Source organism: Acidilobus sp. (assembly GCF_049973875.1).
In the GTDB taxonomy this organism is placed as follows: Archaea; Thermoproteota; Thermoprotei_A; order Sulfolobales; family Acidilobaceae; genus Acidilobus.
This window is the reverse complement of the sequence record NZ_JBMFJI010000006.1, coordinates 21,189-44,452: the sequence shown is the minus strand read 5'-3', so window position 1 is coordinate 44,452 and position 23,264 is coordinate 21,189. Positions and strand designations below refer to the sequence as shown.

General features: G+C 54.2%; 27 protein-coding genes and 2 tRNA genes. 16 read left to right on the top strand and 13 right to left on the bottom strand.

What is annotated here, in order from left to right; all coding sequences use genetic code 11:
* Positions 1–124: 124 nt before the first annotated feature.
* A tRNA-His gene (locus ACP5H1_RS03640) sits at positions 125–198 on the bottom strand.
* A 291-nt stretch (positions 199–489) separates the two neighbouring features.
* Here ACP5H1_RS03640 and ACP5H1_RS03635 point away from each other — a divergent pair.
* The 5 genes from ACP5H1_RS03635 to ACP5H1_RS03615 all read left to right on the top strand — a co-directional run bounded on the left by ACP5H1_RS03635 (position 490) and on the right by ACP5H1_RS03615 (position 5,524).
* A complete protein-coding gene (locus ACP5H1_RS03635) occupies positions 490–1,869 on the top strand; it encodes an RtcB family protein (protein ID WP_427971911.1) in 1,380 nt (459 codons plus the stop codon).
* 101 nt (positions 1,870–1,970) lie between these two features.
* Positions 1,971–2,342, top strand: a complete 372-nt coding sequence (locus ACP5H1_RS03630; protein ID WP_427971909.1) for a PadR family transcriptional regulator — start codon at positions 1,971–1,973, stop codon at positions 2,340–2,342.
* A 35-nt stretch (positions 2,343–2,377) separates the two neighbouring features.
* Positions 2,378–3,664 carry a M20 family metallopeptidase gene (locus ACP5H1_RS03625; RefSeq protein ID WP_427971814.1) on the top strand — a complete coding sequence of 429 codons (1,287 nt, stop codon included), beginning with the start codon at positions 2,378–2,380 and terminating at the stop codon, positions 3,662–3,664.
* 206 nt (positions 3,665–3,870) lie between these two features.
* Entirely contained in the window at positions 3,871–4,458 is a 588-nt protein-coding gene (locus ACP5H1_RS03620) for a peroxiredoxin (protein WP_427971812.1), read from the top strand.
* A gap of 151 nt (positions 4,459–4,609) precedes the next feature.
* Positions 4,610–5,524 carry an Mrp/NBP35 family ATP-binding protein gene (locus tag ACP5H1_RS03615; RefSeq protein ID WP_427971907.1) on the top strand — a complete coding sequence of 305 codons (915 nt, stop codon included), beginning with the start codon at positions 4,610–4,612 and terminating at the stop codon, positions 5,522–5,524.
* Between the two features lie 48 nt (positions 5,525–5,572).
* Here ACP5H1_RS03615 and ACP5H1_RS03610 read toward each other — a convergent pair whose 3' ends face one another.
* Genes ACP5H1_RS03610 through ACP5H1_RS03600 form a run of 3 tightly spaced genes read right to left on the bottom strand, consistent with a single transcriptional unit; the run spans position 5,573 to position 7,708 of the window.
* Complete coding sequence (locus ACP5H1_RS03610) at positions 5,573–5,839, bottom strand: 50S ribosomal protein L23 (protein ID WP_427971810.1); 267 nt, start codon at positions 5,837–5,839, stop codon at positions 5,573–5,575.
* Positions 5,836–6,666 carry a 50S ribosomal protein L4 gene (rpl4p, locus tag ACP5H1_RS03605; RefSeq protein WP_427971808.1) on the bottom strand — a complete coding sequence of 277 codons (831 nt, stop codon included), beginning with the start codon at positions 6,664–6,666 and terminating at the stop codon, positions 5,836–5,838. The genes ACP5H1_RS03610 and rpl4p overlap by 4 nt, the downstream gene beginning before the upstream one ends.
* A 4-nt stretch (positions 6,667–6,670) precedes the next feature.
* Positions 6,671–7,708 carry a 50S ribosomal protein L3 gene (locus tag ACP5H1_RS03600; protein WP_427971805.1) on the bottom strand — a complete coding sequence of 346 codons (1,038 nt, stop codon included), beginning with the start codon at positions 7,706–7,708 and terminating at the stop codon, positions 6,671–6,673.
* A 156-nt stretch (positions 7,709–7,864) separates the two neighbouring features.
* Between ACP5H1_RS03600 and ACP5H1_RS03595 the strand changes: the two genes are divergently transcribed.
* The 5 genes from ACP5H1_RS03595 (at position 7,865) to ACP5H1_RS03575 (ending at position 12,178) form a co-directional block, all read left to right on the top strand.
* Positions 7,865–8,530, top strand: a complete 666-nt coding sequence (locus ACP5H1_RS03595; RefSeq protein WP_427971802.1) for an HAD family hydrolase — start codon at positions 7,865–7,867, stop codon at positions 8,528–8,530.
* Positions 8,531–8,603: 73 nt separating this feature from the next.
* Complete coding sequence (locus ACP5H1_RS03590) at positions 8,604–8,981, top strand: hypothetical protein (RefSeq protein ID WP_427971800.1); 378 nt, start codon at positions 8,604–8,606, stop codon at positions 8,979–8,981.
* Between the two features lie 76 nt (positions 8,982–9,057).
* On the top strand, positions 9,058–9,606 hold the full coding sequence (locus tag ACP5H1_RS03585; protein WP_427971798.1) for a macro domain-containing protein: 549 nt from the start codon (positions 9,058–9,060) through the stop codon (positions 9,604–9,606).
* A 119-nt stretch (positions 9,607–9,725) separates the two neighbouring features.
* Positions 9,726–10,547, top strand: a complete 822-nt coding sequence (locus ACP5H1_RS03580) for an ABC transporter ATP-binding protein (RefSeq protein WP_427971795.1) — start codon at positions 9,726–9,728, stop codon at positions 10,545–10,547.
* A gap of 2 nt (positions 10,548–10,549) precedes the next feature.
* The gene (locus ACP5H1_RS03575) at positions 10,550–12,178 is read left to right on the top strand and encodes an ABC transporter permease subunit (RefSeq protein ID WP_427971792.1); all 1,629 of its coding nucleotides are present in this window, start codon (positions 10,550–10,552) and stop codon (positions 12,176–12,178) included.
* On the opposite strand, the gene ACP5H1_RS03570 is transcribed toward ACP5H1_RS03575, so the two are convergent.
* Positions 12,175–13,101, bottom strand: a complete 927-nt coding sequence (locus ACP5H1_RS03570) for a zinc-binding dehydrogenase (RefSeq protein ID WP_427971790.1) — start codon at positions 13,099–13,101, stop codon at positions 12,175–12,177. The two genes, ACP5H1_RS03575 and ACP5H1_RS03570, sit on opposite strands and share 4 nt — an antisense overlap.
* 107 nt (positions 13,102–13,208) lie before the next feature.
* Here ACP5H1_RS03570 and ACP5H1_RS03565 point away from each other — a divergent pair.
* The 3 genes from ACP5H1_RS03565 to ACP5H1_RS03555 all read left to right on the top strand — a co-directional run bounded on the left by ACP5H1_RS03565 (position 13,209) and on the right by ACP5H1_RS03555 (position 14,687).
* Positions 13,209–13,282 (top strand) — tRNA-Met (locus ACP5H1_RS03565).
* A gap of 90 nt (positions 13,283–13,372) precedes the next feature.
* Positions 13,373–14,230 (top strand): NAD(P)-dependent oxidoreductase, encoded by an 858-nt coding sequence (locus tag ACP5H1_RS03560; protein ID WP_427971788.1) that lies wholly within the window; start codon positions 13,373–13,375, stop codon positions 14,228–14,230.
* Positions 14,231–14,303: 73 nt separating this feature from the next.
* Complete coding sequence (locus ACP5H1_RS03555) at positions 14,304–14,687, top strand: RidA family protein (RefSeq protein ID WP_427971786.1); 384 nt, start codon at positions 14,304–14,306, stop codon at positions 14,685–14,687.
* Between the two features lie 4 nt (positions 14,688–14,691).
* Here the strand turns inward: ACP5H1_RS03555 and ACP5H1_RS03550 are convergent, their stop codons facing one another.
* The 4 genes from ACP5H1_RS03550 to amrA are packed head-to-tail and all read right to left on the bottom strand — an operon-like array spanning position 14,692 to position 16,866.
* Positions 14,692–15,390, bottom strand: coding sequence for a DUF357 domain-containing protein (locus ACP5H1_RS03550; RefSeq protein WP_427971783.1), 699 nt, complete (start codon positions 15,388–15,390; stop codon positions 14,692–14,694).
* Positions 15,391–15,440: 50 nt separating this feature from the next.
* Positions 15,441–15,956 carry a transcription elongation factor Spt5 gene (locus tag ACP5H1_RS03545; protein WP_427971780.1) on the bottom strand — a complete coding sequence of 172 codons (516 nt, stop codon included), beginning with the start codon at positions 15,954–15,956 and terminating at the stop codon, positions 15,441–15,443.
* Positions 15,957–15,965: 9 nt separating this feature from the next.
* Complete coding sequence (locus ACP5H1_RS03540) at positions 15,966–16,145, bottom strand: protein translocase SEC61 complex subunit gamma (RefSeq protein WP_427971778.1); 180 nt, start codon at positions 16,143–16,145, stop codon at positions 15,966–15,968.
* Positions 16,146–16,179: 34 nt separating this feature from the next.
* On the bottom strand, positions 16,180–16,866 hold the full coding sequence (gene amrA, locus ACP5H1_RS03535) for an AmmeMemoRadiSam system protein A (RefSeq protein WP_427971775.1): 687 nt from the start codon (positions 16,864–16,866) through the stop codon (positions 16,180–16,182).
* 153 nt (positions 16,867–17,019) lie between these two features.
* Here amrA and ACP5H1_RS03530 point away from each other — a divergent pair, with 153 nt between their 5' ends.
* Positions 17,020–17,277: a hypothetical protein gene (locus ACP5H1_RS03530; protein WP_427971773.1), complete on the top strand. Its 258-nt coding sequence runs from the start codon at positions 17,020–17,022 to the stop codon at positions 17,275–17,277.
* Here ACP5H1_RS03530 and ACP5H1_RS03525 read toward each other — a convergent pair.
* Entirely contained in the window at positions 17,249–18,058 is an 810-nt protein-coding gene (locus ACP5H1_RS03525; protein WP_427971771.1) for an endonuclease V, read from the bottom strand. The genes ACP5H1_RS03530 and ACP5H1_RS03525 overlap by 29 nt on opposite strands.
* Positions 18,045–18,668: a proteasome subunit beta gene (locus ACP5H1_RS03520; RefSeq protein WP_427971768.1), complete on the bottom strand. Its 624-nt coding sequence runs from the start codon at positions 18,666–18,668 to the stop codon at positions 18,045–18,047. Before ACP5H1_RS03520 ends, ACP5H1_RS03525 begins: the two co-directional genes overlap by 14 nt.
* A 134-nt stretch (positions 18,669–18,802) precedes the next feature.
* On the opposite strand from ACP5H1_RS03520, the gene ACP5H1_RS03515 reads away from it, so the two are divergent.
* Both ACP5H1_RS03515 and ACP5H1_RS03510 read left to right on the top strand, forming a co-directional pair.
* Entirely contained in the window at positions 18,803–19,603 is an 801-nt protein-coding gene (locus ACP5H1_RS03515) for a hypothetical protein (protein WP_427971766.1), read from the top strand.
* A 56-nt stretch (positions 19,604–19,659) separates the two neighbouring features.
* The gene (locus ACP5H1_RS03510; RefSeq protein ID WP_427971763.1) at positions 19,660–20,817 is read left to right on the top strand and encodes an AAA family ATPase; all 1,158 of its coding nucleotides are present in this window, start codon (positions 19,660–19,662) and stop codon (positions 20,815–20,817) included.
* Between the two features lie 3 nt (positions 20,818–20,820).
* Here the strand turns inward: ACP5H1_RS03510 and ACP5H1_RS03505 are convergent, their stop codons facing one another.
* Together ACP5H1_RS03505 and ACP5H1_RS03500 are read right to left on the bottom strand one after the other, a co-directional pair.
* Positions 20,821–21,699 (bottom strand): class I SAM-dependent methyltransferase, encoded by an 879-nt coding sequence (locus tag ACP5H1_RS03505; RefSeq protein WP_427971761.1) that lies wholly within the window; start codon positions 21,697–21,699, stop codon positions 20,821–20,823.
* Entirely contained in the window at positions 21,699–23,252 is a 1,554-nt protein-coding gene (locus tag ACP5H1_RS03500) for a helicase HerA domain-containing protein (RefSeq protein ID WP_427971758.1), read from the bottom strand. The genes ACP5H1_RS03505 and ACP5H1_RS03500 overlap by 1 nt, the downstream gene beginning before the upstream one ends.
* Positions 23,253–23,264: the final 12 nt, after the last annotated feature.

Sequence of the window (23,264 nt, the reverse complement as noted above, 5' to 3'; positions counted from 1 at the left end):
TTCTGAGGAGATGAGGATTACGAACCCCCGACCTGACGCCGCCCGTAAAGTGAGATTAACATACATGGCGGTGTTACACTACTGTCATTATTGATAAATCAAAGCGCTGTGCTAAGGGCGAAGGGGCCCGGGCCGGGATTTGAACCCGGGACCTCCGGGTCCACAGCCCGGCGCTCTAGCCAGCTGAGCTACCCGGGCCACAGGGCCCATGCCCTCAGCTCATCGGCGTTCCGCCTCAGGCCGGGCCCCTCCACGCCTACCTGTGACCGTTGACTCTATTTACCCTTTTCCTCCTGCGATGAGCTAACTCCCATTAGGTGTAGGGCGCGAAAGCTATGCAACGTGGACGTGCAATGTCATTAATGCCAAACAGCTAGGCTAAAAGGGCCCTTGTCACCTCTGATCCTGGGTGAAGACTAGTTGCCAGAGGTTCCCTTGAAGAGAGTTGACAAGAACGCGTGGATCATTGACAAGGGCTTCAAGGGCTGCATGAGGGTCCCAGCGGTAATATACGCTGACGACCTGCTCGTCCAGAAGATGCAGCAGGACCTCACGCTGGTTCAGGCAGCTAACGTGGCCTGCCTCCAGGGGATACAGCAGTACAGCATAGTCATGCCTGACGGCCACCAGGGCTATGGCTTCCCCATAGGTGGCGTCGCCGCTATGGACGTTGAGGAGAACGGCGTCATAAGCCCCGGGGGGGTAGGCTATGACATAAACTGCGGGGTCCGCCTCATAAGGACTGACCTCACAGTTAACGACGTCAAGCCTAAGATAAAGGACCTCATAAACACCATCTATGAGAACGTGCCAAGCGGGCTGGGCAGCACGGGCAAGCTGAAGCTCAGCTTCCAGGAGCTCAACAGGGTCCTCGACGAGGGGGTTAGGTGGGCCGTCGAGAAGGGCTATGGCTGGGATGAGGACATAGATAGAATCGAGGAGCGCGGCAGCTGGAAGCTTGCCGACCCAAGCAAGGTAAGCGACACAGCCAGGAGGAGGGGCGCCAGCGAGCTTGGCACCCTGGGGAGCGGGAACCACTTCCTCGAGGTTCAGGTGGTTGACAAGGTCTATGATGAGAGGCTGGCCAAGGCCTTCGGCCTCTTCGAGGGGCAGGTAACTGTAATGATACACACGGGCAGCAGGGGGCTCGGCCACCAGATAGCGAGCGACTACCTGCAGATCATGGAGAGGGCCATGAGGAAGTACGGCACGATACCGCCTGACAGGGAGCTGGCCAGCATCCCCTACAACACGCCCGAGGCCCAGGACTACGTCAAGGCCATGGCAGCTGGGGCAAATTACGCCTGGACCAACAGGCAGATAATAACTCACTGGGTCAGGGAGAGCTTCCAGCAGGTGTTTAAGGTCGACCCGGAGAAGCTCGGGATGCACCTGGTCTACGACGTGGCCCACAACATAGCTAAGATAGAGGAGTATGACATAAACGGAAAGAGGAGGAAGGTGGTGGTGCACAGGAAGGGCGCCACGAGGGCGTTCCCGCCAGGGAGCCCTGAGATACCAAGCATCTACAGGGGTTACGGGCAGCCCGTGCTGATACCGGGCAGCATGGGCACCGCGAGCTACGTGTTGGCTGGCGTTGAGACTGGAGTGAAGACCTGGTTCACGGCGCCTCACGGGGCCGGAAGGTGGATGAGCAGGTCCGGAGCCAAAAGGGAGAAGACCTACAAGGAGGTCGTTCAAGAGATGGAGAGCAAGGGCATATACCTCAAGGCGAGCAACGTGGCCACTGTAATAGAGGAGATGCCTGAAGCCTACAAGGATGTTGACAGGGTTGCGCAGGTGGCCCACGATGTCGGCATAGGAAGACTCGTGGCCAGACTCAGGCCTCTGGGCGTCACCAAGGGCTAACGGACGCCTTTTGGGCGCCTAAATATTGGGGGCAGCCTGTATGGCGTACTGTATTTTACTTTCTTCTGCAATAACCACATGAAAAGAGCCCGGTGCTGGACATGAAAGGAGGTCTGCTGAGGGGACTCGCCACATTTATGATATTAGCTGAGCTCGCCGAGGGGCCTAAGTGCGGCTACGAAATAGACAAAGACATATCGCAGAAGGTGGGAGGCAAGCTTCCTCCTGGCTACGTGTACGTGATGCTAAGCATGCTGGAGAAAAAAGGCCTCGTGGAGAGCAGCCCCGTAGGCGAGAGGAAGAAGGAGTACAGGATAACGGAGAAGGGGATAGACTTCCTCGTAGAACATGAGCAACACATAGATAAAGTAATAGCGCTGCTGAGGGAGGTGGAGGGCGTTGTCAGGTCGCTGAGGTACTCGAGGCTCCAGAAAAGCGGTGGGCTGCGCGAGGGCGAGCCTAACCAAAGCTAATTAACCTCATATGCAGCTGAAGCTCGGGGCTATATATGAACGTGGAAAGCCTCAGCATGAGGCTGGCGAAGCTAACCTCTGACATGATAAGAATAGACACGTCTAACCCTCCTGGCCGCACGAGGGAGTTTGTGAACTTCCTTGTAGACTACCTTCAGCTTCAGGGCTTCAGCCCTGACACTGTTGAGATAGCTGAAGGCAAGCCAAACCTGATAGTTAAGGCTGGCTCAGGGTCGCCGACACTAATACTCAACGGCCACATGGACGTGGTGCCTGCTGGCGACAAGGGGAAGTGGACCAAGGCCGACCCCTTCTCTGGAGAGATCAGGGACGACAAGGTTTACGGGAGGGGCGCCACTGACATGAAGGGCGGACTGGCTGTAATAGTAGCACTATTCTCTGATGTGGCAAAACTTATAGAGGACAGGGGGGCGGGCTCCCTTACGTTAGTGGCCAGCGCTGACGAAGAGGTTGGAGGCGCCAATGGACTGGGGGCCCTCGTCTCCAGAAAAGTCGTCACTGGAGACGCGGCGATAATAGCTGAGCCTTCAGGCGTCGAGACCATCTCCATCGGAGAGAAGGGGCTCTGCCAAATATCGCTTACAGTTAAGGGCAGGTCAGCCCACGGCAGCATGCCAATCCTTGGCGATAACGCGATAATAAAGTCGCTTGACGTCATAGAGCTGCTTTCGCAGGCCATAGACTCCTACAACTCTAAGATAGAGCCGCCTAAGGGTCTCGAGAAAATGCTTGAGAGCTCTATAGATGTCCTGGTTGAGGAGGCCAGCAAGTCCCAAGTTAAGATATCAAGGAGTGAGGCGGAGTACGTGCTTAAGAAGATAACCTTCAACCCAGGCGTCATGCACTGCGGCACAAAGATCAATGTAGTACCCGACAGGTGTGACGTTGAAATAGATACAAGGCTGCCGCTTGGGGTCAAGGGTGGCGGCGAGCGCACGGCCTGTGAGCTCCTACTCGAGGACATTAGAAGCATACTCCTGGAAAACCTGCCGCCTGACAGCTTTGAGCTCGGAATTCTTAATAGCAGCGAGCCCAACTACACGGATCCTAACAGCAGCATAGTTAAGGTAGTCTCTAACTCCATTGAAAGGGTCCTTGGCATTAAGCCTAAGTACCGCATAGAGACGGGCGCCACAGACGGCCGCTATTTAAGGTACGCTGGCGTGCCAGTAGCGATCTACGGCCCTGGTGAGCCGTTCTTAGCGCACGCCTATAATGAATACGTGAAGATCGAAGATTTAGAGAAGGCCTATAAGGTCCTCAGGGACGCCGTGCTTTCATTTTTCAACATAAGCGAGTGAAAAGGCCATTTCTGGCTTAAACCCTTCCTTTTAGGTACTGTATAATGGTTAAACTGGGCTATCGACGTCTGAGACCTCCACAGCAGTTTCTACGACGTTCCCGATCTAGTATAACGTCTTAGCACCTTACTCTAAAGTTTTTCGATAGACTTTCTTAACAGAAACTTTTTTAAACTAGTAAACGCCTCTGACACCTGCGTGAGAATATGATAGAGGTTGGTTCACCTGCGCCTGACTTCACGGCAAACGCCTACTTCCCCGCAGAGAACAGGGTTGGCAAGCTGAGCCTACATGACTTCAAGGGCAAGTGGGTCGTTTTAACGTTCCATCCAGGCGACTTCACCTTTGTCTGCGCCACGGACCTTGAGGCATTCCAGGCGTACTATGATAAGTTCAAGGCCAACAACGCCGAGGTCCTGGCGATCAGCACGGACAGCGTCTACTCGCACAAGGTCTGGGTCGAGACAAGCCCAAGAGTCAAGGGCGTCAAGTTCCCGCTGGTAGAGGATATTAACAAGCAGATATCCACCGCCTACGGCTTCCTTAACACAGCCACCGGCATGACAAGGAGAGGAACAGTCATAATAGACCCTGACGGAATAGTTCAGTACATATCAGTATTTAACGACAGGCTTGGAAAGGACGTGCCACACATCTACAATGCCTTCATTAACCTGAAGTACCTCTACGAGCACCCGCCAACACCAACGGAGTTCGACATAGTGAGCGCCAACAAAGGAGAGGGCCACCAGGTACTCCACATAAGGATACCGGACAGCATAGGAAAGCTGTGAAGATAACTGTTTTAACTTTATTTTAGTTTTATATTTATTTTAAGTTATTTTCCCTTATCTAACTAACGTTTAATTCCCGCGACCTCAGAGGAGAAGAAGGGAGATCGCTTTGGCTGAGAGCTCTGACGAGGGCGAGAAGAAGGACCTCAGGATGTCACTTCCACAGAAGTCGTCGCCCTCAGCGGCACCTGGAGGCGGCCAGAGCTACAGGGAGATCGCGGATCGCATGAAGCAGGTCCAGGAGGAGCAGAAGCTTGTGGTTAAACGAATGAAGGAGATCCCCTACAAGGTCGCCATACTGAGCAGCAAGGGAGGCGTTGGAAAGTCGTTCGTAACAGCCAACCTAGCCATGGCATTGGCAACCATGGGTAAAGTTGTTGGCGTCTTAGATGCAGACTTCCACGGCCCCAGCATGCCAATGATGTTGGGCCTGAGGAGCGTCAGAGGCCTCCTGGCCAGGGAGGACGGTAGCATAGTTCCTGCGGTTAACGTTTATGGCGTTAGGCTTGTCTCAGTGGGTCTCATGCTTCCGAGCGACGATGCCCCAGTGATCTGGAGGGGGGCCTTAAAGACAAACGCTATAAGACAGCTTCTGGCTTACACAGACTGGGAGGGAACTCAGTACCTTCTCATAGACCTGCCGCCCGGCACTGGCGACGAGCAGCTCACCATAGCCCAAACCATACCTGGCCTCACAGGCTTCCTGCTCGTCACTATACCCAGCGAGGTCTCTAAGATAGTCGTTAAGAAGGCTGCGGCCTTCGCTGAGAAGTTGAACGTGCCACTGCTCGGCATTATAGAAAACATGAGCTACTTCAAGTGCCCAGACGGCAGCGTACAGTACATATTTGGCAAGGGGGCAGCTGAGGAGATAGCTAAGGAGTACAACATACCGTTCTTAGGCCAGATACCTCTGGACCCGCACATACGGGAAGCTAATGACAACGGGGAGCCGTTCTTCCTTGAGTACCCTGACTCGGAAGCCACAAAATCATTCCTAGACATAGCTAAGAAGTTCATAGATGTAGTCGAGAAGGGCAACAGGGCTCAAGCACAGAACTCTTAAAGCGTGTAACTCTCATCCCTTATCCCTTATGTATCATAAAGGAAGGGATCATATGAGGCCTAGCTTGGCGGCCACGTCGGAAGCTTTATATTCACTTGAAAGCCTCACGTAGGCCTTTTTCTCGCCAGTCGGAGTTATCAGCGTGTTCACAGACTGCACCCTAACGCCTAAGAGAGACTCCACAGCCCTCTTTATTTCTGGCTTATTTGCATCGCGGGCCACTATCAGCACCAGAGTGTTGGCCTTCTCCATGAGGCTCATAGCCTTCTCGCTCATTACAGCCCTAAGTATTATCTCCCTTGAGTTTGAGCTCACGATAATTCACCTCCTACCTTAAACCTCTCAGCAAGCGCGCTAAGCGCGTTTGACGTTATAACCGTGAGCCTGCCAGGCTCGCCTCCTGGGGCCAGCTCAAGTACGCTCACGAGCTGGGGCTCCACCACGTCAACCCCTGGGAACCCCCTCACTGACCTGGCGAAGGGGGAGCTTATATCGTCCACTATGAATAGTATGCTGACCGGCGTTACGTACCTCCTGCCGCGCATCTTGCCCTTTCCAGCCCTTATTCTGGTTCCCTCATAGGCCCTCTCTATGTCCGAGTAGACCCCTATCTTGCTCAGCAACTCCCTTGCGTCAGACGTCCTCTTTACGGCCTCCAATACTGAAGAGTCTAATATTATTGGCGTCGCGCTTGCGGAGAACACGTGTCCCCTGTCCCTCACCAGCTCGGGGACGGCGGTAGCGGCCAGGGCGCTCATGGTGCCAAGTATCCTCTCTGTCCTGTTGACTTCCTCCTTTATCTTCTTCTCCGCGGTGGGCGGGAAGGCCCTCCTGCCCCCTCTCACGAACGGGGCAAGCCTTGCCCTGGTGGAGCCCCTAATCCTTGGAACCCTGGCAAGACCGTGGTGAATTCCAAGGCTTACTGCGGTCGTCCTCTTGCCAGCCATGGGGTCCCTTCCCTTTGGCTGTAGGGCAGCGGTGAACTCACTCATGAAGACCCTGTGTATGAGGTCCCTCCTGACTGGCACCCTGAAGACGTCCGGCAGCTGAACCTCCCCGGCCTCCTTGCCCTCAGCATCATACTTAGGCACGGCTATGGGCGAGTTCATGTAGAGCAGGAACCCAAGGCTTACCCTGCTCATGACATTACACCCCCTGCTTGCTCTGTAGGCTCACAAACGTTATCGTAGGCTTGACTACGCCGAGCTTTAGGTACCACCTAGGCGGCCTCACGGGGTACCTCATAACTATGGGCCTCTTGACTACACCTGGTATGGTGCCCTCCAGGACCACCAGCGTGCTCCTGGGTATACCATAGTGCAGGAAGCCGCCAGCTGGAGTGTATGCGGCCCAATCATCTGTTATGTCAAGTATCCTCTTGTTGTACTCTGTCCTCCTGTGGAAGCCCAGCTGTCCTGGGTTTGGTATCTCCCACCAGGTGCCCTTACCGTGGCTCCTGGCCCCTATTCCCCTGGCCTTCTTCCTGTGCTTGTGCCACCTTGGCAGTACCTTGACGCCGAACCTCTTAACGTCTCCCTGGAATCCCTTGCCCTTGGTCACAGCTATGATGTCTACCATGAGGCCTGGCTGGAAGACATCGCTTACAGGAAGCGTCTTGCCAAGTATTGAGGTAGCGTAGTCAAAGGCTGCTTTAACGTCGCTGCCTGGAGAGGCAACTTTAACCTCCAGCAGGTCAGGCGACTTCTTGCTTAGCCCGCCGGTTAGCTTGGGCTGCGTTGCCACCAGGACTCTAACCTCTTTGATATCACTTAGCGAGGCCTCAAGCTTCTTAAGCATAGACTGCGTGTCAAAGGCCCCGAGAGTGCTTATCCTCCTCTCGAGCTCAAGATCAAGCGGAGGCCTTGTCCAGGCCTCACCTACAGTGTAAAGTCCCCTGTTCTCATCGTAGCCATAGCCCCTCACCGCGAGCACGAAGACCGGCGGAGCCTCAAGCACAGTTATGGGCCTGAAGACTTCCTTGCCAAAGGTTGGCGAGCCCTGCCTGTTATCCACTATGAATGCGTGAGTCATGCCAACCTTGTACCCAATGAAGCCCAGCAGCGTCGGCTTCTGCACGCTAACCTCAGGCCAGCTGCTGACGCTTGGCACGAACTCAGATGAGCGCTTCCTCGGCATAAATCCTAGGCTGCCACGTCTTGGCGCTGACTTTTTACGATGCCCCACTCCTTAGCACCTCGCTACATCAGCCTCGTATACGCTGGGGGCTGGCATTTTAAAGGTTGAGCCCCCAGCAAAGCTTTCTTAGAGGCCCTTACCCAGCGGCCGTGGGACCGAGCATTTTAGATGCTGGGCATCTAAGCCCTCTGGGGAGTTGCAGGCTTGGGCGCAAAGTCGGGCGTCTTTGACCTTGATGGCACGCTGGCAAGTACTGCTAGCGCGCACCTGGCGTCATGGATAAGGGCCCTTCAGGAGCTGGGCATTAACAATGTGACTATAGACGAGAGGCAGCTCTTGGGAAGGAGGGCCGCAGACATAGCATCCATAATACTGAGCTCTCTTAAGTCTGCCAACTTGAGGGTGACCGCCGAGGAACTAATAGCTCTGAAGACGAAGTTCTTTGAGCAGGTCGTTAAAGTGAGCGTAAAGCCCATGCCCTGCGCTATTGAGCTGACTTCTGCTGTCAGGAAGTTCGGTGGAAAGGTTATCGTTGTCACTTCCTCGCTCAGCGCATCGGCAAGGCTAATACTAGGCGCCATCGGCGTTAAGCCCGACGTTCTGATAACGGGCGATGAAGTTGAAAAGGGCAAGCCTGACCCAGAGCCTGTACTTAAGGCGCTCTCAGAGGCCGGCCTGGCCCCCTCTGAAGTATTCGCCGTGGGCGACACCATTAATGACATCGAAGCCTATTGGAGGAGCGGCATAGGGGATATATACCTAGTGAAAGGCGATGTACCTATGAATTATGATGATGAACTGGTCGCCAGGTTTGGCGCTAAAAAAGTAGAGAGCCTCTGTGACGTTCTTAATGTTGAGTACCCTCATTAGCTGCCCTTACAAGTTGATGTCCGACGCCTTAGTGGCCATCTAAAAATTTAAAGCCCTGCTTCCCACAGTTACCTTGAGATGTAAGGACTTGAGGATAGCTATATTCTATGGAGGACAGGACTTTGCCCTGCAACCCCTAAGTAGGGCTGAAGTTCTGGGCATAATAGATGAGGAGCAGAAGGTGGTGGAGCAATACGAGAATCCTGCCCCAGAGATGGGAAGCCAGGCAGTGATTGAAGGCCTAATAGAGCTGGGAGCAAAGGCAGTCATAGTAAGGGATGACACCCTGAGCCAGAGCGAGTACAAGGCGTTGAAGGGCCAGGTAAAGTTCATGCCCACCCAACTAGGAAACCTATACGACGTGCTTGAGCACCTGGAGGAGGTAAAGCAAGGAGCAAAGGACCAGCTCGAGGGCCTGGAGCAGGGCGAGAGCGCTCAGCAGGAAAGCTGAATCTGGCGTTAGCTCGGGTTTCTCTAAACATTGATAGCTTTTTAGATGGGCCCTCCCTATAGACTTTGGGGAGACCTTGCTCGCCGTTAGGTATGGCCAGGTTACTATTATAGTTAAGCTTGGCGATATAACTGATGAAGAAGCTGAAGCAATAGTTAACCCGGCCAACTCCTACCTAATAATGGGTGGCGGCGTTGCAGGCGCTATAAGGCGAAAGGGTGGCAAGGTGATAGAAGATGAAGCGATATCCAAGGCTCCTGTCGACATAGGGGATGCCGTGGCTACCACCGCAGGCAAACTCAAGGCCAAGTATGTAATACACGCGCCCACTATGAAGGAGCCCGCTTCGCTCACTAATGAGACTAACGTGAGGCTTGCCACCAGGGCAGCACTTAAGGTTGCGAGGCAGCTTAATGTAAACAGCATAGCCTTCCCCGGGATGGGCACAGGAGTGGGAGGAGTCCCGTTTACCGTTGCCGCAAACGCCATGGTTGATGAAATAAAGAAGTTTATTGATGTAAACGGCCCGCCGCCCTTTAAGATAATACTCGTGGCAATAGATGAAGGCCTCTATGAGGCATTCTCTGCGGCGGTAAGCTCTTACCTAGGCTCTAGGGGCATTTAACGTACGATCCTTAAGGGTACTGGAAAGGAATGCCTCCATGACGTTTCCATCCTACCATTTAGGGATGCCCAACATTGTTGAAGAATTAATAACCCTGAAGCCGGGTATCAGATCGATCAATGACTAGGTGGGGTGGATACGTTGGAAGAACGAGTTCCCTAGAGGCCGTCGCCCCCAGTGCTGCTACTGGTCCTGTACTAGAGGCTGAGGACATATCATTCTCATATAATAACTACAAGGTCCTTGACCATGTAAACCTAGAAGTTGATGAAAATAGCTTCGTAGTAATAGTGGGACCCTCAGGTGCTGGCAAGTCAACGCTGTTAAGGATATTGGGGGGGTTCATCAAACCCTCGAGCGGCAGGGTCCTCCTAATGGGCGAGGAGGTAACGAGGCCCACCCCTAAGATAATGATGGTCCACCAGTCCATAGTGACTTTTCCATGGATGACGGTGCTTGACAACGTCCTCATGGGCGCCGAGGTCAGGCACCTGCCCAAAGATGTAGCAAGACAGGTAGCCCTCCAGATGATAGAAGTCGTCGGTCTGAAGGGCTTTGAGCACTTCTACCCCAAGGAGCTGAGCGGGGGCATGAGACAGAGGGTCGCCATAGCAAGGGCGCTGGCGGCCGATCCCATAGTGCTCCTCATGGACGAGCCCTTCTCCCACCTGGATGAGCTTACTGCGGAGTCGCTAAGGAGGGAGGTCTATAATATGCTATTTAACGTGAACACGCCGCTCAAGGGCGTAGTTATGGTAACCCATAACCTTGCAGAGGCCGTAGAGCTTGCAGACGTAGTCTACATTTTGAACGGGAGGCCTGCGACTATAACTGGCAAGGTTAAGATAAACCTGCCAAGACCCAGGAACCCAAGGGATCCGGAGTTCATGAACTACACAGACATGCTTTACGACTATATAGCCGAATACAGAGGGGCGTGATTATGAGCTATGCTAACATCTACGTTACTATCGCCCTCGCAATATTCGCCACCACCGGAAGGGTCTTCCTGACAATAGGGCTCTCCATAGTAACTGGCTGGCTCCTCGGATACCTTGCCATTAAAAGCAGGGCCTTTGAGAGCGTCTATGTCAGCCTCAGCGAGGTCCTGGAGTCCGTTCCTGTTATATCATTCTTCCCGGTGGTGCTGATCTTTTTCGTCGACAGGATCGGAGGCTACATAGGCGTCGAGCTGGCCGTTGACTTCCTCGTGTTCACGGCAGTAGTGTGGAACATATGGATGGGCATCTACCAGGCGTTCAAAACGTTGCCGCTTCCAATGCTGGAGGTAGCTGAGAATCTAAGGTATGGCTTTATAGCTAAGATGAGGAGGCTTTACATACCTTTTTCCATGCCCCGCATAGCAGCCAACCTAATTCCTAGCTTCGCTGACGCGTACTTCTACATAACCGTGAGCGAGGTGTTCTCTATAGGGGCAACTAGCTACCACGTGTTTGGCATAGGGTCCCTGATAGTCAACTTCATGAATGAGGGCATGCTTAATTACGTCTACTACTCCCTCCTAGGCCTCGTCATGCTCATCGCTGGCGTAATCTTTGCTTTAAGGAACTTTACTAACTGGGTGGTAGCAAAGTATGGGCTAGACACGCCGCCCAGGTCCGCCCATCCGGGAGTCAGAACTAGGTGGAGGACTCTGAGCAGGTTCTACGTGGCCGCCAGGCCGCTGCGCGTAATAACAACCGTCACCTCCAGGCCTGTTAGGGCAGTACCTTTACGGAGAGTTGAAAGGATACAGTTATCTGAAAGGCAGCTTGACTGGGCCCTCAGGGTCATCGGCGTGGTGCTGCTGTTGCTGATAATTTATGGCGTCGCAGAGACCGTGCTGTCCGTGAAGCCAAGCACTTGGAACTACCTTCTCTCCAATACATGGCCTATACTTGTCGGCCTAGCCTATGACTACGCGAGAGTGGCCATAATCACGCTGATATCATTTGCAATTGCCGTCTTCATAGGTTACTACCTGGCCTTCCACAGGAGGGCGGAGGCAGTCTTCATACCACTAATTCAGTCCCTCTCAGCGCTGCCAGCCCCAGCTTACTTCCCCTTGCTCTTCCTTGCAACCAGCGCCATACTCTACAGGACGTTTGGAGGCTTTACCAATGAGCTCTACGTCCTATTCCTTGGCTTTGTAAGCACGTTCTACTACATATTCTACGCGTACTGGATGGGCATTAAGGCGGTCCCACATGAAGTTGTAGAGCTCATGGATAACCTAAACATGGGCTTCTTCAAGAGACTGCGTAAGATACTGATACCTGGAACCCTGCCATACATAGTCACCGGGCTAACGTCGACCATAGACAGCGCCTGGGGAGGACTTATGATTGGGGAGTACTGGCCTGACATCATAGGTGATAAAACGCTCGAGGTGTCACATGGAATACTGAAGATACTTGACGTGGCCACCAATGAAGGTAACATGGCGCTTGCGGCCTACGCTTCCCTGATATTTGGCATAGTTGTAGTGGCCTTTGCCCTTTTGTTCACCAGGCACCTGCTTGAGATTTCAAGGAGAAAATACGTCATAGAGGAGTCCATATACGCTGCCTAGGGCTTAAGCACCGCCCTGCCCAGGGCTTTTCCATTCAAAATGTCGCTGTACGCCAGGTTCACATCATCAAGTCTGTAAGCCTTGTAAAAGGGCTTTACCAGACCTTCGCCTATGAGTTTCACCGCCTCCTCATACTCAGGCTTTGTGTAAGCCGACGTGCCGCTTATCTTAAGCTCCCTCATTACTAACAGCGCCGGCCTCTCTATCGAGATGGGCTCCCCAGTGACGTTCCCCACTAGAACCAGTGCGCCTCCGCGCCTTAGGCTTCTCATGCTCTCGTTTATCAGCGGCGCGCCGACTATTTCAAAGACATAGTCCACCCTTCCCAGGCTTCTGTAGAAGGAGAGGTCCGTCACGGCAGGTACACCCAAGCTCTCCAAGACGTGAGCCTTCTCTTTGGACCTCACGTACGCTATTACGTTGGCATGAAGAACATTAGAGAGGTACTGGACCCCGTGTATGCCAACGCCGCCGCTGGCACCTGTAACGAGAACCCTGTCACCTGGTTTAACGCCCACCACCCTGGACGCGTGAATCAGGGTGGCCACGCCACATGTGGCAGCCGCGTATTTGTCAAACTCTTCGTCAGGAAGCTTAACTATATTTGACCTCGGCGCCGCCATCAGCTCCGCGTACCCGCCCGGCCTTCTCTCGCCCAAGGGTAGGAACTCCTCTGAGCCAGGGTCTGCGGGGTAAACGCCCACTGGTTCTCCATCCTCAGTGACGCCGAACACCTCATGACCTAACACCAGAGGAGGCCTCAGGTTCCCGAAGCCGCCGCGCCACACCACTATATCTCTACCGCACACGCCCACTGACTTGACCCTCACTATAACGTCGTTATCTTCAGCATTGATGTCAACATAGCCTATGTCAAACGGCCTGCCAAATTCCCTTAATATAGCGGCCCTCGCTCTTACCACCGCACGCCCCTGGATAATGTAAGTAGCCAAAGCACTAGATATCGCATAAGCTTATAAGCTGCATAGATGGCCTGTTGCTAAAAGGGCAAAGGGAGGCGGGGTAGGGCAGCGGGGTAGGGCAGCCTGGTAGCCCGCGGGGCTCATAACCCCGAGGTCGGTGGTTCAAATCCACCCCCCGCTATAACCCTTTGCCCGTTGCGCTCCTCTGGTCACCTAGGCTGCACTGGCTAGGCGTTTATTCTCGAGGCACAGGTCCAGAGACGGTGGAGCCTTGACTAGGGTCTCAGTTATAGGCCTCGGAAGAATGGGTAGGGGGATGGCCAGGAGGCTCTCATCTAGGGGGTACGAGGTATTTGGATACGACGTTATGACATCGGCGTACTCGTACCTTAAGGACCTACAGAACTTCAAGCCGTTGAGCAGCCCTGCCGACGCCTCAGAAAGCGACTTCGTGCTTCTTTCCCTTCCAGGAGGCTCCGAGCTCCTAGCAGTTCTGCCCCAGCTTAAAGGCCTTGAAGGCGTTGCCATAAATCTGACCACTATAGGCCTTGAGGAGTCCAGGAAGGCCAAGTCATTGGCTGAAGATCTTGGGCTTAAGTATATCACGGCCATGATGGAGGGAGGCCCAGCTAATGCCGAGGCGGGAACTCTGGTACTTTACGTTGGTGGTGAGAGGGACCTCTATGAGGCTTCAAGACAGGTGCTGAGCGATCTGGGGCAGCATATATATGTGGGAAGCGACGAGTCGGCCGTAGCCCTTAAGCTCATAAGCACGTTAATACTTATGGCTAATACGGTGGTCCTCGCGGAGGCGGCCTCGGCGCTGAAGAACTTGGGCGTACCGCCAGACGACATTGTTAAGGCGCTCTCCATGGGAGGCGCCGACTCTGCGCAGCTCAGGTCAAGGCTGCCACTCATGTTAAAGGGCTCCTATAAGGAGCTCTTCTCAATAGAGTTAGGCAGCTATGCGGCTGAAGAGGCGCTTAAGGCCCTTAAGGAGCTGGGCTCCACGTTCACCCCGGTCCTGGCCGAGGTAAGCGAGGTGCTGGCGGCGGCTAAGCAGAGGGGCCTAGGCAAGAGTGACATCTCTGAGGTTGAGGAGCTCTACAGGCTCCTTTCCCTAAAGTAAGCCTTTGCCACTAAGCCGCCCGCATTCCTGAACCTTTTATATTAGTTGGCATCGTTTAGGCTGGGGCTTTGGCATGAAGGAGGCGGTGTTTACCGAGAGGGCTCCAAGGCCCATAGGACCTTACAGTCAGGCAATAATAGCTGGAGACCTTATCTTCGTGTCAGGCCAGATACCGATAGACCCTTCCACAGGCCGCATAGTGAGCGATGACTTCAAGGAGCAAGTAAGGAGGGCCCTGGAGAACGTTAAGGCCATTCTGGAGGCCGGCGGTTCCTCCCTTGATGACGTCGTAAAGGTGACCGTGTATCTCAAGGATCCCTCTAGGTTCCAGGACTTTAACCAGATCTACTCAGAGTACTTCAAGGGGTCCTTCCCAGCCAGGACTACAGTCTTCGTTAACGACCTTCCAGCTGGGGCTCAAATAGAGGTCGACGTAATAGCCGTCAGGCACACTTGAAGGGTTATTTGCCATTTTCTCCCTGCTGCATCAGAACTTTACAGGCCTTCTTTATTATATCCGTTGACCCCCTCAGACCTCCTGAGAACTCCCTCTTGGACTCAAACCTTATTACGGTTGGCCTCTTGCCTGTTCTTCTCTCCACCTCGGCCGCGAGCCACTCCTCGTCCATGGCCTGGTCTGGGCCAAGCACTATGTAGTCAGGCTTTATGTCCTCTATAGGCTTCAGGTAGTCCTTCTCGTCGCCCAGCACAGCCTTATAGACGAACTTTATGGAGCTCAGTATATGCAGCCTTGACTGCTCGTCAAGTACAGTGGGCCTCCCCTTGTCCCTCTGCGCGTTGAAGTCCCTTGCAACTATAACATACAGCTTGCCCAGCCTTGAGGCGAAGCTAAGCAGTTGTAAGTGGCCAGGGTGCAGGATGTCAAAGGTTCCCGCCACGACAACCTTTTTGGAGTCAACAGGAGGTGAGGGCCAGCTGAAGTTAAGTATGCCCAGGAACCTAAGTGAATCCAATAGGCCTTCTGCATATGATACGGAAACTAACGCTGTCGCAGGGTCACCTTTAGCGAGGTAGTACTCGGCATCATTTACATAGGCTGACACGTTCTCTAATATGGCGCTTGCCCCAGGTAAGGCGCTAGGGCCTAGGAGGCGCAGCTTCTCCTCAGCTGCGCGAACAGCTTCCCTGATTCCAGCCAAGTACTTTTCTACCCTGCTGCTAAGGTCCTCGTTTGCTGTAGCGATTTAGCTCACCCGCCCTGCTCCTCCTGGCCTTCGCGTTCCTTGCCCACAGGCTTCACCTGGTCTATTGGTATGGTAACTATTATCTTAGAGTCGCCCTCCAACAGGTTAACGTCAACCTCGCCCTTCCTGACCTCTATTATCCTGCCCCTCATGCCCTTAAACGGTCCGCCTATGACCTGTATTACATCGCCCTTTGCTATAGGCTCTGCCGTGGCTGGCGGCTTCACTAGTTTAAGTATATCGTCGACCGACACCATAGTTGGTCTCCTCCTCTTTATGTTTCTCACGCCTCTTATGAGGTAGTAGAGGTCCTTAGCATCACCTACCTCGACAAAGACCACTCCCTTTAAGTCGGGCGAGTAAACGATGCTCCTCACGTCAAGCTGAAGGGTTCTGGCCCTCTCGCCAAGGACCGCCACAACCCGCTCTTCGTAGCCCCCTGTCACGTAGATCGCATAAAACCTGCTGCCCTGGGCAGCGCCTCCCCCCTGCGGCGTACCTGAGCCTGCCTGGGATGACATAGTAACACCTCAGCTCAGAAGTATGACATATAACAGATGTATAACGTACGCTATAGCGCCCACCAGCAGCACGCCAAGAAGCGTTAGCCTTGTCAATAGCCCGAACTCCTCATCGTCAGGCTTTCTCGAGAGCAACAGTATCCTCTTCCATGAGGCCACGTGGTTCTGAAGCTTTTCCTTTAAGCTCACGGCGCCCGCCTTCGGTACTAGGTGAGGCCAAAGTTTAAGTGCTCTGCGTCAGCAGCCCCCTGGCCTCAAGGGCTTTCCTGTACTCCTCGGCCAGGTTCCTCCGCACAACCCTGCCCTTCGGCCTCTCCTCAAGCCATGCAGCGGTCCTGAACCTGTAGACCTTGACCCTTTCATCGTACCAGCAGTCAGGCCAGAGGCCGGCCTTTATGCACGTCTCGGAGAGGAACGTCTCGACGTCCCACATGTTCTCAACGGGGACCTCCGGCAGCAGGAGGCCGCGGTAGAACCCCCTCTCAACTACGAGCCCATCCCTGCCTATAGTTACGAAGGCCTTACGCCCCTCGGGCGTGCGCGGCGCCTCCTCGAGCTTTGATAGGACGGAGACCTCGAAAGTCACAGCATCGAGCTCGCCCCTCTCCATTGGCATGAACCTGGGATCGTTAAAGGCGGCCTCCACTGCAACCTCTATGACAGACCTCACTAAGGGCTTAATGGGCTCTATAAAGCCTATGCAGCCCCTTAAACTCCTCGTCTCACCCTCGTATGTCTCTATAGTCACGAAGGCTGCCCCAGGCCTCAGGAGCAGGGGGTCCAGTCCCTGAGGGGTTGGCATGAGGGCCCTGTTCTCGAAATAGTATTCAACGCTTTTCCTTGCTATCCTAACGAGCTCCTCTCCTAGAGCGTCGCTAACCTCGTCAGGATCCACGGGCTGCTGGCTCACGTTAGTTCGCCTCCTAGGGCTAACGGCCAGCAAAGCTTAAATAGCAAAGCGTGAGCCTAAACGCGTTTTGCACCCTTAGGCTCAGGGACTTAAGAATAAAATCTCGGCAAGCCAGTGGCGCTCGGAGCTAAGCTAAGTCGCGGTGAAAGCGATATGCAGAGCTCAGAAATTGAAGTGCTGTGCCCGAGGTGCAAGGTCCCCATGAATTTTTACTCAAGGACTGAGAGGACCTCCAGGACTGATGGAACTGAGATCAACATAGTCAGGTATTACAAGTGCCCAGTGTGCGGCAAGACCATAATTGACGAAGAGCTGCTTGTCAGGCAGACCGCGGAAGGAGTTAAGATAACGGTGAAGCACAACGGACTGAAGAAAACCGCCATCATAAGGGAGGTGTCCCGCGCAGGTTAAGCGAAGCCCTTCTTGCCACCTCGGTGAAGTTTTTGAAGGCAGTGATCTCATTAAGGTCGCATGCCTTCACTTTAACCTCTGGAGGCTCTTCACCCCTCAACATCGACCTCAGGTCCTTACTTATGGCGTCCGCCGCCTGGAGTGGGTAGGGGAGCCTGAGGCCTTCTACGAGAAGGGACCTAACCACATCCACGCTATACTTAAGGCTCACCAGGTTCCCTGGACTTATATAGATGCGAGATCCTGTGGGGGCCCTTAGTACAGCGCCTACTACTACATCGCCTATGTAGATACAATTCCCATAGTCGCACGGGGCCTCCAGACCGTAGAGGAGCCCCTTTGCCACGCCAACGGAGGGAAGCCCCAGCGCCACGCCCAGATGGGAGGCTATGCCAAAGCCTCTTGGATGGGCTATGCCATGACCGTCGACCAGCAGGAGGTCCACGCCCCTTCCACTGGTGGCCTTTATGAGGGCTGGCGTCATTAGCTCCAGCTCCCTGAAGGCCAAGAGCCCAGGGACATATGGAACGCAAACGGGTCCGTAGGCATAATAGCATTCAACTGATCTTGAGGCAACGTCAACTATTAGGGCCGCCGCGACCCCAAAGGTGCTACCTTGGCCCCAGTAGGCTGCGTCGACAGCGGCCAGGGTCCTGGGAGGCGCTATATCCTTACCGAGCCTCAGCAGGCCCTTAAGCTTCAGCTGGTCGTCCCTAGCTATTCTGTAACTAAAGCTCGACCTAACTCCAAGGCAGGCCTTCTCCCACTCAGGACTCCTCAACAACCCTCAGCCTTAGGCTCTTCTCCTTCACGGCGCCGCTCGTAGATATGGAGATAACGTCTATGCCATCGCCTGTTGAGGCGTCCCTCTCCATCGATACCCTTAGCGCGCCTACAGCTACCTGCTCTGCCTGGTCGAGGGACAAAGAGTCGTTGTACTGGTCCTCCAGGAAGCCGAGCGCTGTAGTGGCGCCGCTTCCAACAGCCATATACTTGTCCTCAGAGACGGAGCCCAAGGAGTCGAGGGTGTAGATCCTGGGCTGTCCATCCCTGTCTATGCCGCCTACAAGGGCCTCTATTATGAACGGGAGCATCTTATATGAGTAAAGTATGCCTGACAACAGCTTCGATATGGCGTAGAGGCTCATAGCCCTCTCCTCCGTGAGCTCATAGTACTTGCTCTCAGCTGTAAGGTACCTAAGTATGGCGCCTACGTCGGCGTAGAGGCCGCTCATGGCTATTGCAGCCCTGTTGTTTATCAGGAACACCTTCTTCGCGTTCCTGCTCATAACAAAGGAGCCGTAGGCCATCCTCTTGTCGGTGGCCAGCACAACCCCGTCCTTGGCCTTAACGCCAACAGCCGTCCCTTGTTCAATCTCGTAAGCTGACACGGGTCTCCACCAGCTGAGTGTCAGTATAAGGGGGATTTAAAAGAGGCGCATAATAACTTCAGCCCGAGCAGTAATACTTGCCCTCCTGAGCTAACACCTACCCCCCTCTAAGAGTTCCTGGGAGGCTGAGCGAGTTGCCAGGAATTGCGGATGTAATAAGAAAAGCGTTCGGCTGGGGGCTTAGCAGGGATAGCGATAGCCCAGAGGAACTCTTCAACCAGGGGGAGGGAATTAACTATGACGAGATACTTGCGCAGCTTAACATAGTTAAATCCGAGGTAGACAGGTTTAAGCTGAAGATACTCAATGACATAAACACCTACCACGCTAAACTGGTAAGCGCGATAAAGGCCCACGACAATGAGGGCATGGAGCTCAGCGCGTCGGAGCTGGTCATAAAGAAGAGGGTCTATAAACTGATAGCCACGTACGGGCACCTGATAGGTGTGGCCATAGAGAGAATAAACGACGCCAGGACCGTGGAGTCCATAGTTAAGGCCGTGGCGCCGCTCCAGTATGCTATGAGCGCCATAAGCAACTACCTCTCAGGCCTGGCGCCGGACGCCTCTGCGTCCCTGGCGTCTGTGTTTGAGTCTACTGAGAGCGTGATAAGGAAGGTCAACATGATAAGCAGCATGCTGCCAGAGGGCAGAAGCATAGCCATGCTTGACGACGAGACTAAGAGGGTTATAGCCGAGGCCATGAAGGAGGCCCAGGAGGAGACTGAGAGGCTGACGCCGGAGGTGCCCAAGTCTGTCAACCCTGAGGTGCTCGAGGGGAAGCTCGTCGAGTACATAAGGACCTCCGGAGGAGTTATCAGGATATCAAAGGCAGCCGAGTACCTGGGGGTGTCCCCTGAAGTAGTGAAGGACTTGCTGGCAAGGCTTCAGGCTAAGGGCGTACTCAGAGTTGAAAGCGTAGCTCAAACGACGTGAAGCCTCACACCCTTAATATGATCTAATAATAGCTTAGGGAAGCGGAGGCGACCGCTATGTCGTGGAGCCCAGTACAGATGCTAGAGAACATGGCTAAGAAGAAGATAGAGGAAGCGCTGACTGCCGAGAAGGATAAGGACTACGCCACCGCTGCTGACAAGTACAAAAAGGCCCTGGAAGCTCTTGAGGAGATACTCAGGAACTACCCTGATCACCCCCTCATAGGCGTCTACAGGAGGATGTACTACGACGTGAGCTCAAGGCTCAAGTACATCGAGGCTAAGGGAGCGCAGCCCCTGAGCGAGGGGGATGACATAGTTAAGGTCGACCTTAAGGGCGAGGCTAACAGCGATGATAACGAGCCGCCGGAGTTCGTGCTCAGGGAGAGGCCCAAGGTCTCCTTCAATGACATAGCAGGACTTGACGATGCCAAGAGGGCCATAAGGGAGGCCATAATTTACCCCATAACGAAGCCCGAGCTATTCCCGCTTGGATGGCCCAGGGGCATACTCCTCTATGGCCCGCCTGGCACTGGCAAGACTATGCTGGCTGCGGCGGTGGCCAGCGAGGTTGCAGGGGAGTTCCTCTACGTTGACGCTGCCAGCATTATGAGCAAGTGGCTTGGAGAAGGGGAGAAGAACGTCAAGAAGCTCTTTGACTACGCTAGGTCCAGGGCCAAAGGCGGCGTACCAGTCATAATATTCATTGATGAGGTTGACGCCCTTTTTGGAGTTCATGCTAACGAGGTAGGAGGAGAGGTTAGGGTGAGGAACCAGTTCCTCAAGGAAATGGATGGTCTTCAGGACAAGGGTGAGAAGCTGCACGTATACGTCATTGCGGCCACCAACAAGCCCTGGGACCTCGATGAGCCATTCATTAGGAGGTTCCAGAAGAGGATATATGTTGGACTTCCCGACTTCAACGCCAGGAAGAGGCTCCTCCAGATGTTGCTTTCCAAGCTTCCAGCTGGAACTGATGTAGATATTGACGAGCTGGCAAGAAAGCTGGAAGGCTACTCAGGAAGTGACATAAAGGACCTGGTGCAGGACGCCTACATGAGGACTGTAAGGGAGTACTTTGAAAATAAGCTAAAGGACCTCAGGCCAGTGAACATGACGGACTTCGAGGAGTCCATGAAGAACAGGAGGCCCAGCGTTGACGAGAAAATGCTTAAGGCCTACGAGGCCTGGAGTGAGAAGTTCAAGGCCGTCTAAACGTCACCGGGGCCTCTCGCCGACAACCCCCATAACGTCACCCAGGTACCTCAGCTTCTCAAAACCTACGGACTTGAGGTTCCCCATGACTCCAGCATAAAGGCTCCGCCCCCTGGCCCTTCCTGGCTCCCCCGTGTAGTGAAATATCCTTCCACCGGGCCTGAGCAGCTCAAAGAACCTGGCGTAGAGGCGACTAGAGTAAAGACATCCTGTTTCGCCAGTCAGCCTGGGCGGATCATGAATTATAACATCAAAGGGTCCCTCGATATAGCCGACTACTTCACAGGCGTCGCCGCGTATAATCGTTATATCCTTGAAATCCCTAAGCCGAAAGCTCCACGGGTTTCTCTCAGCAATCCACAGCACTTCCTCCCTGAGCTCCACGCTGATTACCTTAGCTCCTGCCTTGAGGGCCTCAGCGGCGGTGTAGCCTAAGCCCGTACCTATCTCGAGGACCTTGTCCCCCCTTCTCACGCCAGCGGCCCTTACCTTAAGCTCGGCATCCCTTAGGGGCGTGGTGCCAGAGATCCTATGCATATGTATGCCGTTGATTTCCAGGGTTGGGGCGCCGCCCTCTAAGGGCACCAGCTTGTAGTATGACGTGGGCGTCCTGAGCTCCACCTCGTAGAAGTTACCGTCAGGCAGCACTGCGAGTATAGACCTCCTTCTTGAATGCGCCCTCAACAAACTTCTCTCAACTTCATATGTAACGCCATTAAAATCAATAGCTATAAAATCACCGTCATATGAAGCCAGAGCCTCGCCGAGGCCAACGTTTACCCTGACCCTGGAAGCCCTGCCCTCGGCTATTGCAAGGCTCTCCCATGGCGCTAATAGGAGACAGCTGCAGGGCCTAAACTCAAAAACCTCCAGCGACGGCATTAAGTTAGCTCACCAATAACATCGTTTAGGTCCTTATCGTTGTCGCTGGAGCCCTTCCATTCCTTTACAAGGTCCAGGTCTCCTCCGCCTTTCTTACAGGGCTCCCCCTCGCAGACGCACTGATCTATCTTAACTACCGCTGGTAACCTAACCATGCTGCCGATCACTATGGCCTCGCCCGGGTTAAGGCTGGGCAGCATGTTGGCCAGGTCCTCGCTGAGCTCCTCGCTGGCCTCCTGCACGTACTTTATGTCCTGAGGCTCAACCATCCTAAGTATTATCTTGTTGTTAGTCTGGCTCAACACGTCAGGGTCCACGTTCCTAGGCCTCTGGCTCACTATTACAAGCCCTACGCCGAACTTCCTTCCCTCCCTAGCTATCCTGGCGGCCCAGTACTTCGTTAGTGTTGAGTCCCTCGCCGGTATGAGAACGTGCGCCTCCTCTATGACAATGATCACTGGGCTTGGGTAACCCCTCTTCCCGCCGCTGTGCTTCCACGCCTTCCTCTCGGCCAGGAGCCTCCTGAGGTAATGGCTAACTATCGCGTCAGCTCCCAGTTCGTCGAGCTCGCTCAAGTCAAAGATGTTGAGCATGCCAGGCTTTATGATTTCCTTAAGCTCAAGGGGGACGGACCTACTTAAGATATCGCCGTAGTAGTCCTGAAGGTCACTGAGCCTGTTCAACACGCCAACGGCCGGGTCCGAGTTGCCCCTCTCGCGGGCATTGGAGACCTCCTTCGTAAGCTCCTCAATTAGATCGTCGGAGCTGGTCTTACCGGCGTAGTAGTTATCTATTACTGTGCTCCAGGCCTCCCTGAGGACCCTGAGCTGATTGGTGGCGTTATCCGGTATCCTGGTCAGCTCCACTAGCTCATTGAAGGAAAGCCTGGCTGGGTTTATCGCAGGCCTGGCTATGTAGTTGGCCCTTGAGCCAAGCTTAAGGTCTCCGTACTCCCCATGCATGTCAAATATTACTACTGTCGCTGAGAGCTCGCTGACTAACCTCCTAGCTAAGACGCAGACCGTGTTGCTCTTGCCTCCGCCGGTAACTGCAAGTATCGCCAGGTGCCTCGTGAGCTTGTTAACGTCTATGCCGTAGCTTATGCCGTCATTTATGAGCGACCCTATCCTCAGCCAGTTACCCCCGTTGCCCTGGAACACCTTTTCCAGGACCTCGCGGGGGGTCTCATAGACCTCGGTGCCAGGCCTTGGGGGCACCTTGGGTAACGAAATGCTGCCCCTCAGCAGGTCCTCCTCATAGCTTAGCCACCGTACCGTCCCCTTTATGTACGTCGGCGACACTGCTGGACTTTGCTTCAGTATCTGAACTAACCCGTCAACGGACTCTGGGCTCGTGACGTCCTCTGGAAGCAGCCTGTTGCCTGAAGACACCGACTCAACAATGCCAAAGAGGCACCCGTCCGGCGACTCCGCCAAAACGTAGGTGCCCGTGTGGGGCACCCTGTCCTCTGCAAAGAGCACCTGGCTCGAGCGCGGGGTGCTCTCACCGACTATCCAGCCCAGCCTCCTGCCGCCTGAACACGAATAGCTCACGCTACTTCACCT